This is a genomic window from Colwellia sp. MB3u-8, assembly GCF_014076985.1.
Lineage (GTDB): Bacteria > Pseudomonadota > Gammaproteobacteria > Enterobacterales > Alteromonadaceae > Cognaticolwellia.
On the sequence record NZ_JACGVA010000072.1, the window covers coordinates 181,227 to 199,016 of the forward strand.

At 37.2% G+C, this 17,790-nt stretch carries 13 protein-coding genes and 1 pseudogene; 8 read left to right on the forward strand and 6 right to left on the reverse strand.

The genetic code is table 11. The features are described 5' to 3' along the window. Positions 1 to 798: 798 nt before the first annotated feature. The 3 genes from H4J54_RS16695 (at position 799) to H4J54_RS16705 (ending at position 4,897) form a co-directional block, all read left to right on the forward strand. A complete protein-coding gene (locus H4J54_RS16695) occupies positions 799 to 1,968 on the forward strand; it encodes an SIR2 family protein (protein ID WP_182192123.1) in 1,170 nt (389 codons plus the stop codon). A gap of 2 nt (positions 1,969 to 1,970) precedes the next feature. Next, on the forward strand, positions 1,971 to 3,803 hold the full coding sequence (locus tag H4J54_RS16700) for an ATP-binding protein (RefSeq protein ID WP_182192124.1): 1,833 nt from the start codon (positions 1,971 to 1,973) through the stop codon (positions 3,801 to 3,803). A gap of 302 nt (positions 3,804 to 4,105) precedes the next feature. Then, positions 4,106 to 4,897, forward strand: coding sequence for a PhzF family phenazine biosynthesis protein (locus tag H4J54_RS16705; RefSeq protein ID WP_182192125.1), 792 nt, complete (start codon positions 4,106 to 4,108; stop codon positions 4,895 to 4,897). A 186-nt stretch (positions 4,898 to 5,083) separates the two neighbouring features. On the opposite strand, the gene H4J54_RS16710 is transcribed toward H4J54_RS16705, so the two are convergent. The 4 genes from H4J54_RS16710 to H4J54_RS16725 all read right to left on the reverse strand — a co-directional run bounded on the left by H4J54_RS16710 (position 5,084) and on the right by H4J54_RS16725 (position 8,793). Further along, the gene (locus H4J54_RS16710) at positions 5,084 to 6,079 is read right to left on the reverse strand and encodes an LLM class flavin-dependent oxidoreductase (protein WP_182192126.1); all 996 of its coding nucleotides are present in this window, start codon (positions 6,077 to 6,079) and stop codon (positions 5,084 to 5,086) included. Positions 6,080 to 6,851: 772 nt separating this feature from the next. Beyond that, positions 6,852 to 6,992: a hypothetical protein gene (locus H4J54_RS16715; RefSeq protein WP_182192127.1), complete on the reverse strand. Its 141-nt coding sequence runs from the start codon at positions 6,990 to 6,992 to the stop codon at positions 6,852 to 6,854. A 23-nt stretch (positions 6,993 to 7,015) separates the two neighbouring features. Further along, the gene (locus H4J54_RS16720; protein WP_182192128.1) at positions 7,016 to 8,053 is read right to left on the reverse strand and encodes an NADP-dependent oxidoreductase; all 1,038 of its coding nucleotides are present in this window, start codon (positions 8,051 to 8,053) and stop codon (positions 7,016 to 7,018) included. A 152-nt stretch (positions 8,054 to 8,205) separates the two neighbouring features. After that, a complete protein-coding gene (locus H4J54_RS16725) occupies positions 8,206 to 8,793 on the reverse strand; it encodes a TetR/AcrR family transcriptional regulator (RefSeq protein ID WP_182192129.1) in 588 nt (195 codons plus the stop codon). 670 nt (positions 8,794 to 9,463) lie between these two features. Between H4J54_RS16725 and H4J54_RS16730 the strand changes: the two are divergent. Together H4J54_RS16730 and H4J54_RS16735 are read left to right on the forward strand one after the other, a co-directional pair. After that, positions 9,464 to 9,865, forward strand: a pseudogene (locus H4J54_RS16730) (integrase core domain-containing protein); the annotation flags it as partial. Positions 9,866 to 10,108: 243 nt separating this feature from the next. Continuing rightward, positions 10,109 to 10,987 (forward strand): bifunctional 5,10-methylenetetrahydrofolate dehydrogenase/5,10-methenyltetrahydrofolate cyclohydrolase, encoded by an 879-nt coding sequence (locus tag H4J54_RS16735; RefSeq protein WP_182192130.1) that lies wholly within the window; start codon positions 10,109 to 10,111, stop codon positions 10,985 to 10,987. A gap of 201 nt (positions 10,988 to 11,188) precedes the next feature. On the opposite strand, the gene H4J54_RS16740 is transcribed toward H4J54_RS16735, so the two are convergent. Then, positions 11,189 to 11,677 (reverse strand): GNAT family N-acetyltransferase, encoded by a 489-nt coding sequence (locus tag H4J54_RS16740; protein WP_182192131.1) that lies wholly within the window; start codon positions 11,675 to 11,677, stop codon positions 11,189 to 11,191. A gap of 507 nt (positions 11,678 to 12,184) precedes the next feature. Here H4J54_RS16740 and H4J54_RS16745 point away from each other — a divergent pair. The 3 genes from H4J54_RS16745 to H4J54_RS16755 all read left to right on the forward strand — a co-directional run bounded on the left by H4J54_RS16745 (position 12,185) and on the right by H4J54_RS16755 (position 16,799). Next, a complete protein-coding gene (locus tag H4J54_RS16745; protein WP_182192132.1) occupies positions 12,185 to 13,534 on the forward strand; it encodes a DEAD/DEAH box helicase in 1,350 nt (449 codons plus the stop codon). 336 nt (positions 13,535 to 13,870) lie between these two features. After that, positions 13,871 to 16,312 (forward strand): winged helix-turn-helix domain-containing protein, encoded by a 2,442-nt coding sequence (locus H4J54_RS16750; RefSeq protein WP_182192133.1) that lies wholly within the window; start codon positions 13,871 to 13,873, stop codon positions 16,310 to 16,312. A 28-nt stretch (positions 16,313 to 16,340) separates the two neighbouring features. Further along, the gene (locus tag H4J54_RS16755; protein ID WP_182192134.1) at positions 16,341 to 16,799 is read left to right on the forward strand and encodes a hypothetical protein; all 459 of its coding nucleotides are present in this window, start codon (positions 16,341 to 16,343) and stop codon (positions 16,797 to 16,799) included. Positions 16,800 to 16,883: 84 nt separating this feature from the next. Here H4J54_RS16755 and H4J54_RS16760 read toward each other — a convergent pair whose 3' ends face one another. Continuing rightward, entirely contained in the window at positions 16,884 to 17,726 is an 843-nt protein-coding gene (locus H4J54_RS16760; protein WP_182192135.1) for a 23S rRNA (adenine(2030)-N(6))-methyltransferase RlmJ, read from the reverse strand. Positions 17,727 to 17,790: the final 64 nt, after the last annotated feature.

Here is a 17,790-nt window from a genome sequence, read left to right on the forward strand (position 1 = left end):
AGTTTTTTGTTAAAACATTCATTATGTTACTATCATGAGTTAAGGCGTTTTAAGTAAAAACTGTTTTGAATATTTGTTCTATTGTTATCCATTAATAAGTGTTATTGCCTCATCATTAGATAATACCGTTGGGATTCTACTCTCGTTGCTACCTTAGCTCTGATGGTGTTCGTTAATAACGTTAATTCTCTTTTTAATCCATGTTGGTAGATAAAAACGCTAGCGCAAGGTGCTAAGTTCTGTACAGATGAAATAACCTTTCTATCGACAGCAAGCTAAGTTAGATAATGACTTACCTCCTCTTCCCCAATATTTTTAGCGTGGCATTTGTCATTAAACAAAAATGAAATTTTTTATCCAATGCCAAGAGTTTTTTTCAGTTTGAATGCTGTCATGCATAGTACAAATAATAGGGCGAATACTTTCTAACAATAGGGAGGCAGCTATATATTTTTATAGTTACAGTAACTGGTTAAATAAAAATAAAATATTTCTTCAAGTTGTATTACTAAGACGTTTTAGTAATACAGTATTAATTACACATATTATTAAATAAAATAATTTAACTGTATGAATATAAAGTGTTTTATTTCACGTCTGCTAAGAGGTGTGAGTAGTAAAACGTCTTAGTAACCTCCTAATTAGTATTATATTTTTTGTGTTAATTGTTTCTAATACCTTGTAAGTATGGGATATTAGTGTAAATAAAGTGTAAATAAAGTGTTGATTATGGTGCGGAGGTTACTAAGACGTATCCATAATAAGCTGTTATAACCCTTAAGTCACATCGGAGCAATCATGGACGATACGTCTAACAATGAGCTGATATCTCAACTAGAAGAAAATTTAAAATGTTCAGAATTAAATTGGCTACTAGGTGCGGGTATTAGTTATGATGCAAAGTTGCCATTAATGTACCCACTTACAAATCGAGTAAGTAATATACTAAAAAAAAATAACCTCATAGCATTCAATAACTGTTTGACACCACTTAAAGCAGAGTTGCCCGATGATTGTCATGTGGAACATATTCTCAGCCATCTCGGTGATTATATTGCCCTTGCTGAGAGGAGTAAGACAAAAAAGATCAACATCAACGGTAATGCCTTTGCTAAAGATGAATTAGAATTAATTCATCACGAAATACTTCAAATTATATCTGACACTATTAGATCCGGCTATGTTGAGGATCAGGATGGGAATGTTGCAGAAGAAGGAACTCCTGATAGTCCAATTGTCTCGATAGATGCACATAAAAAGTTTATTGAAGTACTGTTTAATCATCAGCAGGCTGGAATTCAAGATAGGCGAAAACCTGTAAATTTATTTACTATTAATTACGACACTTTAATTGAAGATGCCCTAGCTTTAAATCGAATCCCATATTGGGATGGGTTTTCTGGTGGTTCAGTCGCTTACCGCACCGTAACGTATGGAGATGCATTACCTTTAGGTGGCCACAGAGCAAATATAATGAAAATGCATGGTTCAATTGATTGGTTTCAATGTGATAAAGGGTACGTTTGGCGAGTAAGGTCAAATGATAAATATCCTGAAACTACAAAACGGGTTTTAATTTATCCACAATCAACAAAATATATTGCTACCCAACAAGATCCCTTCTCAACACAATTTGATTTTTTTAGAAGCTCATTAAACTCACAAGCCCCAAATGTATTAGCAGTTTGTGGGTATAGCTTTGGTGATGAACATATTAATAATGAAATAGAAGTCGCTATGTCAAAAGCAAACAACAAAACGGTACTGCTAGCTTTCGTTGAATGCAAAGAGTTAATTCCTGAATGCTTGGAAAAGTGGCGTAACACTTCATTTGGTAAACGAGTTTTTATTGTAACTACTAATGGACTATATGTCGGTGCTGCTGGTCCTTATAAAAGAATGGAAACCGATTATTGGTGGACATTCAAAGGTGTTACGGGAATTCTTCAAAACGGCTGTGAGGTATAAATATGTTTAATCCTATTGATGAATTGAAAATTGGTCATGTTGTAGAAGTATCTGGCACATCTGTAAAGGTCGAAATATCGAATAATATATCTGAATTATCTAGCACATATGAAGGTCGTGTATACCCTATAGGGCAAATTGGTAGCATGATTAAAATTCACTATGGTCGAAAGATTATTTTCGGAATTGTTACCATGCTTCGTATGCGTTCTGAAGAATTATTAGAAGTGGGGCAAGCTATAACTGGGGACTCTGATCAAAGGGTAATGGAGGTCCAATTGCTTGCCGAAGGGCATTGGAAGAACTCGATAAATATCCTTTCTTTTAAAAGAGGCATAAAGACCTATCCACTGCCACTTCAAAGTGTATATATCTTAACGAGCGAAGAAACGTCCAAACTTTATCAATCTGCGGAAGGTGCTGTCGATGATGCTGTTAACCCTCTAGTTCCTTTTGCAACATACAGCGCATCTGAGTCATCAGTCTGTAGAGTGAACATTAACAAAATGTTTGGAATGCATTGTGCTGTTTTGGGTTCTACTGGTTCAGGAAAATCAGGAACAGTAGCAGCAATATTACATAGTGTTCTTGAACACAAGCATGAAGATAATTTTTTATCACCTCAAATAATAATAATAGATCCACATGGTGAGTATGGACAGGCATTTAAGGCAAGAGCATTATTATTTCGCGCTTATGGTGTGCTTGCTGATGATGTGGATGAACAAAAAGAAATAAATCTACCTTATTGGTTAATGTCTAGCGATGAGTTATCCAATTTGATTATTGGTAAAACAGATTTTAGTGCAACGAGCCAAAATAATGTTGTGCATAAGGCATTAAGTCATGCACGTATGGTTGCTGCAGGTATTCTCAAGCCTTGCCCTTCAGAGTTTGGAACTGAAGCCTTGAATGGTGTTACGAATGTTGATGACCCTCAATTAATGGATAGAAAGGACATTACTGAAACTCTTTCTTTTGATAGAGACAAACCACGCTCATTTTCACTTGATGAGTTCGAGCATCATATTAGATTTATTCAAGCTGGTAGAATAAAAAGTGATAAGCATGAATCAATACCGCCTGCTGAGTATTCTAAATCTTCATCGGCATCAGTTTTAGATAAATTAAAAGTACTTAGAAAAGATTCAAGATTGATGTTCCTAATGAAAAATTGGAAAGAAGGCGATGATTCTCTTTCTAAAATTTTGAATCAATTTGTAGGTGTTAGTACAGAAGCTGATAAAGATGTAAGGATCATCGATATTTCAGGTTTACCGAATGAAGTAGCAGGGCCATTAACCGCCGTAATCGCTAGGTTGTTATTCCAATATAAGGTACATCAAAAGCAAAGTGAAAAAATTAAAGACCCTATCCTGATTGTTTGCGAAGAAGCCCATAGATATGTTCCAGATAAGGGCGAGGCTCAATATGCAGCAGCTCAAAATGCAATTAGAAGAATTGCGCGTGAAGGCCGTAAATACGGTATTGGACTTATGCTTGTTAGCCAACGCCCAGCAGACGTAGATAGTACTGTTATTTCTCAGTGTGGAACATGGGTAGTACTTCGATTAACAAATTCAGCTGACCAGCAGCATGTTGCACGTTTTCTACCTGATGGACTATCAGGAATGGTCAGTACGCTTTCAATTCTATCTCAACAAGAAGCAATATTTGTCGGTGAAGGTGCAGCGATACCTTCAAGGATAAAAATTAAAGATTTAGAAAAGGATAAGCTACCTAAATCCAGCACGATCCCCTTCGCTGAAGGCTGGGCTATGTCTCGCTTAACTGTCCCCGAACTAGACGAAATAACTAAACGAATGACGAGTTGAACGGGGTTATAACAAGTCCATAAAAAAAGACAAATTTTAGCTACACATTTTGTGTTGCCGTTGCGCTTCAGTATTACACAAAATGCTTCACAAAAGATTCGCCTGTTATGGCGGCGTTGAGGCTGTAGAATAACTAATTCAGCCAAAATCACTAAATTTTTGTGTTCCTGTATCGCGCTGTAGACGATTTACTTGATATAGGTAATGCATTTGGTACCCCTATTTTAGGGGGTATTCATAATAAACGAGTTATTCTACAAGCTCGTTATAAAGCAAATATCCCTATGGAGGTATATTCTCAAGTGGAATTAGAAATCAATGTTGTTGACGCATTCACAGATGTGGTGTTTAAAGGGAATTCAGCTGCAGTAATTATTACCAAGGACTGGCTTTCTGATGAGATTATGCAGTCCATTGCGATTGAAAATAACCTATCAGAAACCGCGTATGTTAAAAAAATTGATATTCATAACTATGAAATTCGTTGGTTTTCTCCAATAACAGAAATTGACTTTTGTGGTCATGCCACATTAGCAGCTTCATTTGTTATTTTTGCTAAAAATGATGATGTAAAAAATATTAATTTTTACGCTCAAGCAGTAGGTAATTTATCTGTTACGAAAATGGATAGCGGTTATATTCAAATGGATTTCCCGAGTAGGCCACCTGAAACCATTAAGGATATACCAGCAGCATTATTAAACGGCCTTTCAATTACCCCAAAGGAAGTGTTATTAAACAATCAAGCATACTTTGTTGTTTATGAAAACGAAGTTGATGTGACTTCTGTCGTTCCAAATAATGAGTTATTAAAGCAACTCGCCCCATATGATGTTGTTGTAACCGCTAAATCAAACAATTATGACTTTGTTTCTCGTTATTTCTGGCCTGCGAATGGCGGTGATGAAGATCCTGTTACAGGTTCTATTCATACTGGGCTAGCACCTTATTGGGCTGGAAAGCTCAATAAGTCTAGATTAATTGCATATCAGGCTTCTAAACGTGGCGGCAATATAATATGCAAGGTTGCGGATGATAGAGTTTTACTTTTAGGTAAGGCTGTACAGTATTTAAAAGGTACAATTCAGGTTTAGTCGTTGTTGCTTTATAAGCCACTCAAGCAGGAAAAAATTCTTACAGTTGGCTGCGGTCCGTTCCTCACGCATTATAGCCAAATGTAATCAGCCGTTTAGTAAGGCGCTATATTTTATCGATAACTGATGCGCATCACGCTACACTTGTTGCACGATTAAATATTTTAAAAATAAAGCCAAAGGGATTTATGCATGAACAAGTTGTTTACCAATGTCTGCTAACAATTGATAAGAATGTAATTTTTCGCTTTGATCAAAAATGCCGGCGTTTACGATCAATTCATCGGCTTGAGTTCTATTAATAAAATTTTGAAGTTTCTCTTTCACAGTTGCCGAATCACCTATAAAAGCACAACTTAACATACTTTCAACTTGTGCTTTTTCCATTGGATTCCAACAGTTCTCAATATTATCAATGGGTGGTAATAATTTACCTCGTCGATTTCTAATCATGCCTAAAAACCGCTGCTGCATGCTGGTAAATAAATATTCAGCCTGTTCATTGGTATCTGCAACAATCACAGAAATACAGGGCATAGCATAAGGTTTTGTTAATTGACTGGATGGTTTAAATAAATGGCGGTATTGTTCAAATGCATGATCCAGTGATGCTGGAGCAAAGTGTGAAGCAAAGGCATAAGGCAAGCCCAGTTGCGCCGCTAATTGTGCACCAAATAAGCTAGATCCTAACATCCAAAGGGGCACTTTTAAGTTTTTTCCTGGCACAGCTTGCACGGATTGATCTTGTTTAACGGGATCAAAATATCCTTGTAGTTCTTGGACATCTTGTGGGAATTGCTCGGAAGATCTTGGATCTCTTCTCAAAGCTCGCCATGTTAACTGGTCGGTTCCAGGGGCTCTGCCTAAACCAAGGTCAATTCTATTAGGATATAATGACTCTAAAGTACCAAACTGCTCAGCAATGACTAAAGGTGAGTGGTTAGGAAGCATGACTCCGCCAGCGCCAATTCTAATGTTTTTAGTCCCCGCCGCTAAATAACCAATAACGACAGATGTTGCAGCGCTGGCTATTCCAACCATATTATGATGTTCTGCCACCCAATACCGCAAATAACCTAAACCATCAGCGAGTTGCGCTAATTCGAGAGATTGGGTTAGTGCATCTGCAGGTGTTTCATTAATTTTTACAGGGGCTAGATCAAGAACAGATAAAGGGAACATAGGATTTAAGCATTAGATAATTAGATAATTAGATAGTTGGATGTTAAAGACTCTTATGTTTCGGTGCAAGGTAGATAGAGAATTTTTTATTGAAATATTCTCTATCTACCGAGTCTAAAACAGTTAAATTGACGCATAGTAGTGGCTAAGTAAACCTGGCAATAAATTTATATTCTCTATCTTACTCAGGGGGTTAAAACACCCTAGAAAATGCTGCTAATGTCAGCTATCCCTGAAGATAGTGAACATAAAAGTGGGTTATATTGTGCTAATAATCATAACCGTAAAGTGGCAACTACTGCCTTTACTCATAAACACCTCTAGTTGAAGTTACAAGGTAACTTATTTAGTGTCTAGCAAAATCAGGGAAGTCCAAGGGGTCTTAAATCTCACTTAAGGTGCCGATTTAAGTATCAGGCAAAGATATTTCACTAGCCTACCGGTCAGTAAGTGTTGCGACTGAGATTCACTGCTTAGCCAGAAAAAGGTTTGGCTAGTGTATTGAAGAGGTTGTCAAAAGAGCGAACTGCCACTTAGCGGCGTTAACAAGTTAACTTTCTAAGATGCAAAAGGGCACAAATGACCGGCCAAAATCGCGGCATTACTATAAATGACCCTGTAAATATTTGAGTATCACAATAAGCGCTTTATTTTGCAGGTCGCTTAGACCTGTGTACTTGATAGTCAAAATAGGAGCCTGACAGAAAATAGTGCTGCCCATGCGAAAACATGAGCAGCTTCATTTTTAAAAAACAGCACCTTGCTTAATGAATTATGCTTCTGCTTTTAATTCAATATGATCTGCCTGAATAAAGGCTGGGTGTGTGGCTAATTGCTGTGCATAAGCTGCAATGTTCTTATACTTGTCGAATTCACCATTATTTTTCACCATTTCAACAATGAATGACATCATTAATATTTCCCTTTGATTTATTGTTATAGCGGGTTGTTTACTTTAACAACCAACTTACCAAAGTTTTTACCTTCAAGCAGCCCCATAAAGGCTTCAGGCGTATTATCTAAACCTTCTATCACTTGTTCTTTATATTTCACTTTGCCTTCTTTAAGCCAGGTTGTCATATCGACAGCAAATTCGTCATAACGATCTGCATAATCATCAAAGATAATAAAACCCTGCATTTTAATGCGTTTTACCAACATTGTTCCCACCAGCATAGACAGACGATCAGGGCCGTCAGGTAATGAGGTTGCATTGTATTGAGAAACTAAACCGCATACAGGTACTCTAGCGCCCACATTAAGCAGCGGCAGAACCGCGTCAAATACTTTTCCGCCTACATTTTCATAGTAGACATCAATGCCTTTATTACATGCGGCAGTTAATTGCTGTGCAAAGTCTTCTGCTTTATGGTCAATACATTCATCAAATCCCAGCTCTTCTTTAGCATAACGACACTTTTCTTCACCGCCTGCAATCCCAACAACACGGCAGCCTTTAAGTTTTCCAATCTGGCCAACAGTTGCGCCGACAGGACCTGTTGCCGCAGCAACGACAATAGTGTCGCCTGGTTTGGGTTCGCCGATATCTAAAAGTCCCTTATAAGCGGTAAATCCTGGCATCCCCATAATACCAAGCGCATAGGAGGGGGCCGCCGGATTGGTACCGAGTTTGAGCAGACCTTCACCATCAGATACAGCATAGTTCTGCCAACCTGTGTAGGCTAATACCCACTCGCCGACTTGGAAATTATCATTGTTTGACGCTTCGATTTGGCAGACCGTACCGCCCACCATGACGTCATCGATGGCGACTGGATCTGCGTAAGATTTTGCATCACTCATTCGGCCTCTCATATAAGGGTCCAGTGAAAGATAGACAGTGCGAAGCAAAACTTCACCTTTTGCGGGAATAGGTTTCGCTGTATTTTCAAGGCGAAAGTTGCTCTGTGCTGGTGCGCCGACAGGGCGTGAAGCTAATACAATACGTTGATTTTGATTAGATTGAGCAGTCATAAATATTCCTTTCATAATTGTTTATAGTGGTTAACTAACTTAGTCGTGATAGTTAACATTCAACCGCTTAAAATAGACCGGTCGTCTATTGATGGGATGTAATAAAAACCCGACAATAAATAAGTACGAGTTTATGTTATTTTCTTAACAGGTTAACTACCTTGTAAAATATGTTCCGTTTTCTGCAGCGTACGTTGTAAGCCAGAAACGTCCTTACTGAGTTTGTATAAAATGGATGCGCCTAACCAAATTTGATATAAAATTTCGGCGGTTTCCTGCGCGTTAGTCACTTTAATAGAGCCGTCGTGTATGCCGCTTTCAACGCATTGAGCAATGGCTAAAACGACATCATTAGCACCTTTATTTAAGGCTAAGCGCATCGGCTCTGAAAGGTCGGAGACTTCAGCACTGAGCTTTACTACCAAACATCTTTGCGCACCACAGACCCCCTGATCAAACACGATCCAGTGCTTAAAATAGTTTAATAGCCGTTCATTGGCAGGTAACTGCTTATTAGTGAACAGAGCATTTAACCATTGCATGTACTTAGCAAAGTAATCAGTAATGAGTGTTTCACCAAATTGCTCTTTCGATTTAAAATAATGATAGAAGGAGCCTTTAGGGATCTGTGCATGTTTTAGCAGCATTGATAAACCAACACTTGTAAACCCTTTTGCTACGATCAACTCGTAACCCATGTCTAAAATATGCTGGCGTGTTTCGTTAGTTTGTATTTTCATGGTAGTCACAATACCGAAAAGTAGACCGGTCGTCTAGTGCGGGTTGAAAATAAACATTATGCACAGCAAAGCTGTCTGAAAAACTGTCAAAAACCGACTTATTATCGTGAAGAAGGTTTGGTTTTCCTGTTCTCGTATTGGGGGGTGGACAAAAGAAAATGTCGCCTATTTAGCTAGTACACTAAAAAGTCCAAAGATTAACCTCTTTCTATCGACAGCAAGGTAATACCAATAGGTTTCTTCAGTTTGAATGCTGTAATGCATAGTACGAATAATAGTAGGAATACTTTCTGATAACAGGCAGGCAGACTTAATAAAAAACCTTCAGCTATATACTTGTACAGTTACCCTCTGTGTCAGGATAGTTGTCGCCTCAATTAATTTTTTTAAATAAACAGGGTGCGGTAAGTTAACGTTCGTAAATTATCAAAGGTATTTAAGCAAATTTAACGCAGCAATATTAAACAAACTCAGTCAAAGGGGTTTGTCGGTCAGAAAGTTTGCAGACCAAGAGGGCATTAACCTCTCAACCCTGTATAGTTGGCAAAAGTAAGTTCGTCAGATAAGTGGTCAAGCGAAGAGAAGTTTGCGGTTTGCTCGCAACATCCACACTATCTGAGGTTGATTTAAGTGCATATTGTCGAACCAAAGGTTTGTATCACGAGCAAATAAAAGCCTGACAATGCGAGCTAAGATGGTCGACTTAGGAGTGGTCACATCACGCAGCAGTCCAAGAGTAAGTAATGATAATTCGTATTTAGAATCGCTATTTAGAACAGTAAAGTACCACCCTCGCTGGCCTTCTGAGGGGTTTAAATCCTTGGATGAAGCACGACAATGGGTAAAAGAGTTTGTTTATTGGTACAACAATGAACATCGACATAGTAGGATCAAGTTTGTCACGCCAAATCAAAGGCATGATGGCCTCGATATTGAAATATTAGTGAAACGAAAAGTGTTATATCAACAGAAAAGAAATGAGCATCCAGAACGATGGTCAAAACAAGAAAGAAACTGGCAACCAATAGGTGTTGTGGAGTTAAATCCACAGCAATATAAAGAAGCTGCTTAACAATTTAGGCGACAACTGCCTTGAAAAATACCGCTACCGTTAGTCGTAGTGGCAATAATTTGTGATAAATCTTGAGTCATATTTAGTCATTCTTTGTTAAAGATATTAGCTCACAAAATTATCGGAATTGGTATTACTTATTAAATTGTATGCCTTTTATTTATCTGTTTTTTGGCATTAAAAAGTAGATGACTTGATTAATAAAATTGGTGTTAATTGCAAGGTACTATTTTGGTTTAACCAATGAGAACAGTAATAATGAATATTAATGGAACGTTAGTAGCTAAAAAATTACGAGATAAATTAGCGGTAGAAATAACTGAGTTTAAATCATGTCATGGCATTCAGCCGAGTTTGACTGTGCTGCTGGTTGGTGAAGATCCGGCTAGCCATATTTACGTAAAAAATAAAGTAAAACAAACACAAGAAATTGGTATGATCTCGAATGAGATAAAATTACCCTTTGATACTTCTCAGGAGTATTTACTAAGCCAGCTTGAAAAATTAAATAATGATGATAGCGTTCATGGCATTCTAGTTCAGTTACCTTTACCAAAACATATAGAAGAAAGTGCTATTATTTCAGCCATTAGTCCTAATAAAGATGTTGATGGTTTTCATGCGATAAATTCTGGTCGATTATTTAATGGTGACAAAGAGGCTATAGTACCCTGCACGCCACAAGGTTGTGTGATGTTGGCAAAACAACATTTAGGTGATGATTTATCTGGTAAGCATGCTGTTGTTATCGGTCGATCTAATATTGTTGGTAAGCCTGTGGCTATGTTGTTACTGCAAGAAAATTGTACGGTAACCATTGCGCACTCTAAAACAATAAACTTACCAGAAGTATGTCAGCAAGCTGACATTTTAGTTGCCGCTGTTGGTATAGCTAAATTTGTTAAAGCTGATTGGGTTAAAAAAGGGGCTACTATTATTGATGTAGGCATCAATAGAATTTTAACCGATGAAGGCAAAACAAAACTGGTTGGCGATGTAGATTATGATGCGGTTATAGCTAAATGTGGTGCTATTACGCCTGTTCCGGGTGGCGTAGGACCAATGACAATTGCTTGTTTATTAAAAAACACGCTAACAGCGGCTAAAAATAGTCTGCGCTAGCGCTTACCTTAGGTAGTCATTATAAACTTTACTATCAAGTTAATATTTTATTAAAATTTTTTAGCCATCTAAAAACTGTACTGATTATCATGGAAGCTGATTTTTTAGGTGGCTCAGAGAGCAAGTAAAATGGCTTGAATGGTAAAGATAGCTCTTTACCTAGGTTTATTAGCATAGAGCAGCAATTAACTGCCGCTTGATTTAATCATTTACACTACAGCGAAAGCAGTGTAAATATTTCTGTTTCTCTCGATAGCGAATCAATCGTTGTTTAAACTCTTCGGGTAGCTGAGCTATGTCGTCACAGGCGTTATAAAGAATAAAGTGATTTGATGAATAAAACGCTTTTAATGCCTTATCAGCAAAGCAAATAATGTTCTTATATTTTGCTTTTTTTTGCTCATTTTTTTCAGAAATAAGGGCATGTAGTATTAAACTTGCGATATTTTTACCACGCTGAGCTTTGTCGGTAACTAAGCCATGTAGTAGCCAAAAATCCCCCGGATCTTGGCCGGCTGATATGATTACACTAGCTATAATGCACTGATCAATTTTAACAATATAACATTGATCATGTCCGATGAAACTTGCTGCATATTGCTGATTTTTATAAAAGCGCAATATATCTTTTTTATCTGTCTTTATTGCTTTTATAACTGTGTATGGCGAGAAGGGAGCATCTGAATTCATTTATTTATTTCTATTCAATAGTGTAAACTTAATTAATTTTACTTAGCTATTCCACACTAGGCCTCTACGGGTTTTCTATCTTATTTAACTTTACTAACAAGCTGAGCCATTAAGCTATAAAATACCATCGCTTTGCTAAGCGACTTACCGTTGAACAAGGTGTAATTGTGTTAAGTATCAACTAATTCTAATCGTTTTGTTAAACAACCGATATATTTACCTGCGTATACGGCAGCTTTAGTTCGGGTAAATGGGAATTTTTCCTGAACTTATGTGGTTATTTAATCTTTGGTATTGAATTAGCGAAAATAAGCGATTAACAGGTGAATTTAAATCAAACAAAGCAGCAACAATTAGCTAGTTTAAAAATATTTCTTTTTAAACCAAAATAGTTTGGCTAAACATCGGCAATTACAGGTTACAATACGCTATTATATTTTTGGTTTTATGTGTCTGTAACAATTATATTGTCCAACAGATATAAGTTAAATAACGTGGAGAGTAAGTTTGCAGTTTAGTGATTTTGGATTGGATAGTAAAATAATGTCAACTGTGGAACATTTAGGTTTTAGTGAGCCTAGTGAAATTCAGCAGCAGGCAATTCCTGCCGCCATGGCAGGTCATGACTTGATTGCTTCATCTAAGACCGGATCAGGTAAAACGCTAGCCTTTATTATTCCTGCGATGCAGCGCTTGTCGAAAAATAGAGCGTTAAGTAAGCGAGATCCACGTGTGCTTATTTTAACGCCAACTCGTGAATTAGCCAAGCAGGTCTTTACTCAGCTAAGAATGTTTACCTCGGGCTCGGCATTTAAAGCTGTGCTTATTCTTGGCGGTGAAAACTTTAACGACCAAGTTAAAGTATTAGAAAAAGAACCTCATTTTATTGTTGCTACACCAGGTCGTTTAGCCGACCACCTTTCGCAAGGGCATTTTCACTTGAGTGGTTTAGAATTACTCATCCTTGATGAAGCAGATCGCATGTTAGATTTAGGCTTTGCCGATCAGTTATCACAAATCAACAAAGCTGCCGATCATCGTAAACGCCAAACGCTGCTGTTTTCTGCGACTTTAGATCATGCACAAGTTAATGACTTTGCTTTAGCATTATTGAAAAAGCCAAAGCGTGTCGCTATCGGCAGTGGCTATACCGAGCATAAAGACATTACTAAGCGTTTTTATCTTTGTGACAACTTAAGCCATAAAGAAAAGCTACTGGCGCACTTTATTGCGACTGAAGATCACCAGCAAATAATTATATTTACTGCGACCCGCGCCGATACCGACCGGTTATCGACATTATTAACTGAGCAAGGCTTAAGTGCTGTTGCGTTAAGTGGTGAGCTCAACCAAGGTCAACGTAATCAAATAATGGACGGCTTCAGTAAAGGGCAGCAAAAAATACTGATCACGACCGATTTAGCGTCTCGCGGATTAGATTTAATTAATGTCTCGCACGTTATTAATTTCGATATGCCAAAGCATACCGAAGAATTTGTTCATCGCATTGGTCGCACTGGCCGCGCAGGTAGCACAGGTGACTCTATTTCATTTGTTGGACCTAAAGACTGGATAAGCTTTAAAAATGTAGAAGGCTTTCTGCAACAAAAGCTGACTTTTGATACTGTTGATGGCTTAAAAGCTAAGTTCAAAGGTATTAAACCTAAGAAAGTGAAAGTCGATAGCAAAGCAAAAGATAGCAATAAATCAGTCGTAGTAGCTAAGAAACCAAAATCAAAGAAAATTGTTAAGGATACCTTTTTAGCGGAAGACGCTGGTGACTTACCGGTATTAAAACGTAAGCAAGTAGTTACCCCACAAGATATTGATAATTCAACTATCGATGAAGTGGATTGATCCTGATCAGTTATCTTAGCCAGTAAGCTTTTATAAACCCGTTATGCCTCAATATTAAAAAGGTCTAGCGGGTTTTTTATTTCTATAGTGCTTGATTGTGAATTCATTTAAGTATTTATGACTTGCCATGCATTGTAATAATTAAAGTTTTTTGTGAAAAAATTTCGGTTAACAACCATAGAAAAATCTTGATAAATTAGCGCTGAGGCGGCTTTATCATAGCGACCACTCGCTATTTTTTCTAATATCAACAATACTTATATTTTGATTAAACCCTAAAATTTATAAAGAGTGCCTAAAGGCATGCTGTGCTCTTTTTTGTGAGGCTAGCATCAAGTGTCAGCGAGCAATGAACCAGAAGTTTCAGTTTCATTAGGCAAGATTAAGGAGCACTTTGTTGTAGATGCAGAGCTACATCAGGGCTTTCAATTAGGTAGTCTAGTGATTGAACCTGACTTAGGCATCGTGATTCGAAATGGTCAACGATACCACTTAGCACCTAAAGCGATGGAGGTTCTACTCTATTTATCATCGACTAATGGTGAGATTGTTTCGCGAGAGCAAATTTTAGCTTTTGCCTGGGGTGATAATCACGCGGCAAAAACCAATGTTACCCACGTCATCAGTGAAATTAGACATGTACTTGATGATCACAAAGAATGTCCCACATATATCCAAACTATTCCTCGCAAAGGTTATCGTATGCTTTTACCGACAGTGGTAAAGTCAGTGCATAGCATTTGGCCATTCCCCGCTGATCAGGTACACCAAATTAGTGGCTCAGAAAAAAAATGGCAATTGTCATTTTCATTATTAAAAAGTAGCCGTTTAATTAACGCTAGTGCCGCATATTTAGTGGTATCTTGGGTTTTATTACAAGTATTCTCCATTATTTTACCTATTTTTGATGTGCCAACTTGGGGCGGGAAGCTGGGTGCTTTATGTTTAGTTATTGGCTTTCCTCTGGTTATTAGTTTTCAGTGGTATAAAGAATTTAAAATAAGAAAAAAGTTTGCTCATGAAAATAATAAAAATAACCGATTTATTTATCAACAACTTTCTGTCGATAGTTTTTGTATATTAATAATATTGTTGATTATATATTACGTGTCTACTCATCTTATTGAGAAAATAGAAAGAGAAAGTAATTTACAGCCGCTTAATATCATTGTTGATAACAAAGCGCCTATTGCTAATGTGATTGAAAATGCCGTTGCTGTTTTGCCTTTTCATGCAACCGATACAGACAATAACCCTCAATACTTAGTTTCAGGTTTGCAAGAAGAGCTGGTAAATCTATTAACCTTAAAAGCGGTAGCTGTATTTAAGGTGTCTTCAATAAGGGCTGTAAATGCATTAGAACCTAAAGCAAGCATGGAAGAAATTAAAAATATTTTAGGCGTTAAATATATCGTAGAAGGGCGCTCTAAAGTTGTCAACAGGGTATTAATTATTAACACCCTCATGACAGATGTTGTGACTGGCTTTCAGGTTTGGTCTGATGAATCTAGGGGCTCAATAGATGAACTGGTTATACTCTATAGTGACTTGTCTCGTAAAATTACTAATGCATTGCGTTTGCTTATTGTTGGCGATAACGCAGAGAATACCATCAATGCCATGCCAACAGAGAATTTTGCAGCCTATGATGCTTATTTACAAGGCAAAGAAAAGTACAGAAATTCAACAAACATCGACACGTTAGTCGCAGCAGAAAAACTTTTTATTATTGCCTTACAATTGGACCCTAATTTTATTCAAGCTTCGTCAGCCTTATGTCAAACTTACTTGGATAAATATTTACTGAGCAATGATACAAAGGAATACGAAAAAGGTTTAAATGTTTGTCAATTAATTACCAGTAATCGGACAGTATCGTTTGAGTCACAATTAGCACTGGGTAGACTTTATCGTATCAATGGTCAATATGAAAAAGCTGAAATACACTTAAACAAAGCAAAACTAATTAAACCAGAGTCGAGTGAAGTTTTTATTTCATTAGCTGATTTATACGCAAAATTAGAGCAAAGTGATAAGGCTGAAAGTTTATATCAACAAGCGATTAGTCTTGAGCTAGGTAATTGGAAAAACTACTATGATTATGGTACGTTTTTATTTAATTCGGGCCGATATGAACATGCAATTAGCCAATTTAATAAAGTAATACTAATCAATAACAGCACGGCCATGGCCTATAATGCCTTAGGGGCTGTTTATTACATGGTACTAAATTTTGAGCAGGCTAACATTGCTTGGTCTAAATCACTGGCAATTAAGCCAACAGCATTAACCTTTTCAAATTTAGGTACAGTACTTTTTTTTATGCAACGCTATGAAAATGCAGCCGAAATGTATTTGCAAAGTGCTGAACTATCACCATTAGATCCTACCGTATGGGGGAATTTAGGTGATGCATTTAAATATACAAAAAACCAAAAAAATAGTGCTAAGTCAGCTTATGAGAAAGGACTTAAACTAGCTCAAAAAAATGCCATTATTAATGACAAAGACGCTAGTCTGCAAGCACAAATTTCTCGTTATTATTCTGAATTAACCCAGTGCACCCAAGCGAAAGATCATCAAGACATAGCACTTAAAAATAATGTGCAAGATCCCTATATTTATTACGATTTATCCATAGTTGCTATTAACTGCTTTGACGTTAACGACATGAAGCCATTTATTAAAAAAGCTATCTTTTTAGGTTATCCCCGACAGCTTTTATTGGCGGATCCTCAGTTTTACGACTATAAACATTGGTTAAAAGAAATTGTTTGAAACCATTAAGCTGAATAAGGAAAATTCAATGAATAGCCAAAATATCAAATTACTGAAAAAAATGATCAGCGGTTTAATACTATTAATAGCGACAACTTCCTTGGCAGCTTTTGCTGATAGCCACAGCGCTAAAGATAAAGAATTGCTCATTCATGTTGACCCCTCAACACATTGCGCAATTAAGGTGGCTCCCTCAGACAATGAAAGTAACTGTGCATTGTTATACTCAGAGAGTAAAAACCCCTGTAAGAATGATCCCGAATGTGTTTGTTCAAAAAAGGAGAAATATATTGCTTGGCAAACAACTACTGGTGATGCATTTGATATTCGTTTTACCCAGGGGTCGCCTTTCAAAAGATGTGAATATCAAGCAGGTGCTGATGGTGAAGTGCGTTGTAAAATTAAAAACTCAGGTGACTATTACTACGAAGTAAATGTTAAAGGCTGTGCAACCAATCCTTATGATCCTCGTATTGTGGTGCAATGAGCTTTTTGTACTGTATGACCTGAGATTTGGCAATATATTTTGCTGTGGCTGAAATGTACTTAGCCAAAGCTCAGGTTATTTTACTTATTCACTAATTAATTGCTTAATACTATACTGACTTTCAGTATGACCAAGTTTTGTTTTTAAATAGGGGAGTACTTCATCTAACTGGCTAGTTAATTGCCATGGTGGATTGACAATAAATAAGCCTGTGCCGGTCATCCCATATTCTTCAGTATCTGCATCTTGGCAATATTCTACTTGCGTTAAGTTACGAACTTCACTTTTGATAAAAGCATTCTGCATTTGTTCAACAAGTTCACGTTTAACGACGGGATACCATAAAATATAAGTGCCAGTAGCAAATTTTTTATAAGCATTAACAACCGTACGAACAGCTTTTAAGTAATCTTCTTTTAACTCATAAGGTGGGTCAATTAATACTACACCACGACGGTTTGGCGGCGGCACTAAACCTAACACACCTTGGTAACCGTCAGATTGCTTAACATGGGACTTATTCCACCGTTGGCTATATGCTTTTAAGTGTTCAATATCAGTCGGGTGTAACTCAAATAAATGTGCGCTGTCTTGTCGACGAGTAAACTGGCGAGCAATACCTGGGGAGCCAGGATAGAGTGTAAGTTCTCCAGTTTCCTGATTTAAATTTTTTACTAAATCAATATACGGCTGCAGAGCTTCGGGTAAGTCATCGTTTTCAATTAACTTAGCAATACCGTTTTTATACTCACCGGTTTTTTGAGCATATTCGTCGCTCAGCTGATACATGCCAGCGCCCGAATGACTATCGATATAATAAAAACCCTTATCTTTGCGGGTCATGTACTCCAGTACTAAGGTTAATACTGAATGTTTTAAAACATCAGCAAAATTTCCGGCGTGAAAAGCATGGCGATAACTGAGCACAATGGCTCCTTAAAATAGCGTAATAGCAATTGAAATAATAAAAAATAAAGCTATCAAAATTAAC

Coding starts and splice junctions, on each gene's coding strand:
- H4J54_RS16695 (WP_182192123.1), top strand. CDS start 799: ATGGACGATACGTCTAACAATGAGCTGATATCTCAACTAGAAGAAAAT.
- H4J54_RS16700 (WP_182192124.1), top strand. CDS start 1,971: ATGTTTAATCCTATTGATGAATTGAAAATTGGTCATGTTGTAGAAGTA.
- H4J54_RS16710 (WP_182192126.1), bottom strand. CDS start 6,079: ATGTTCCCTTTATCTGTTCTTGATCTAGCCCCTGTAAAAATTAATGAA.
- H4J54_RS16715 (WP_182192127.1), bottom strand. CDS start 6,992: ATGATGTCATTCATTGTTGAAATGGTGAAAAATAATGGTGAATTCGAC.
- H4J54_RS16720 (WP_182192128.1), bottom strand. CDS start 8,053: ATGACTGCTCAATCTAATCAAAATCAACGTATTGTATTAGCTTCACGC.
- H4J54_RS16725 (WP_182192129.1), bottom strand. CDS start 8,793: ATGAAAATACAAACTAACGAAACACGCCAGCATATTTTAGACATGGGT.
- H4J54_RS16735 (WP_182192130.1), top strand. CDS start 10,109: ATGAGAACAGTAATAATGAATATTAATGGAACGTTAGTAGCTAAAAAA.
- H4J54_RS16740 (WP_182192131.1), bottom strand. CDS start 11,677: ATGAATTCAGATGCTCCCTTCTCGCCATACACAGTTATAAAAGCAATA.
- H4J54_RS16755 (WP_182192134.1), top strand. CDS start 16,341: ATGAATAGCCAAAATATCAAATTACTGAAAAAAATGATCAGCGGTTTA.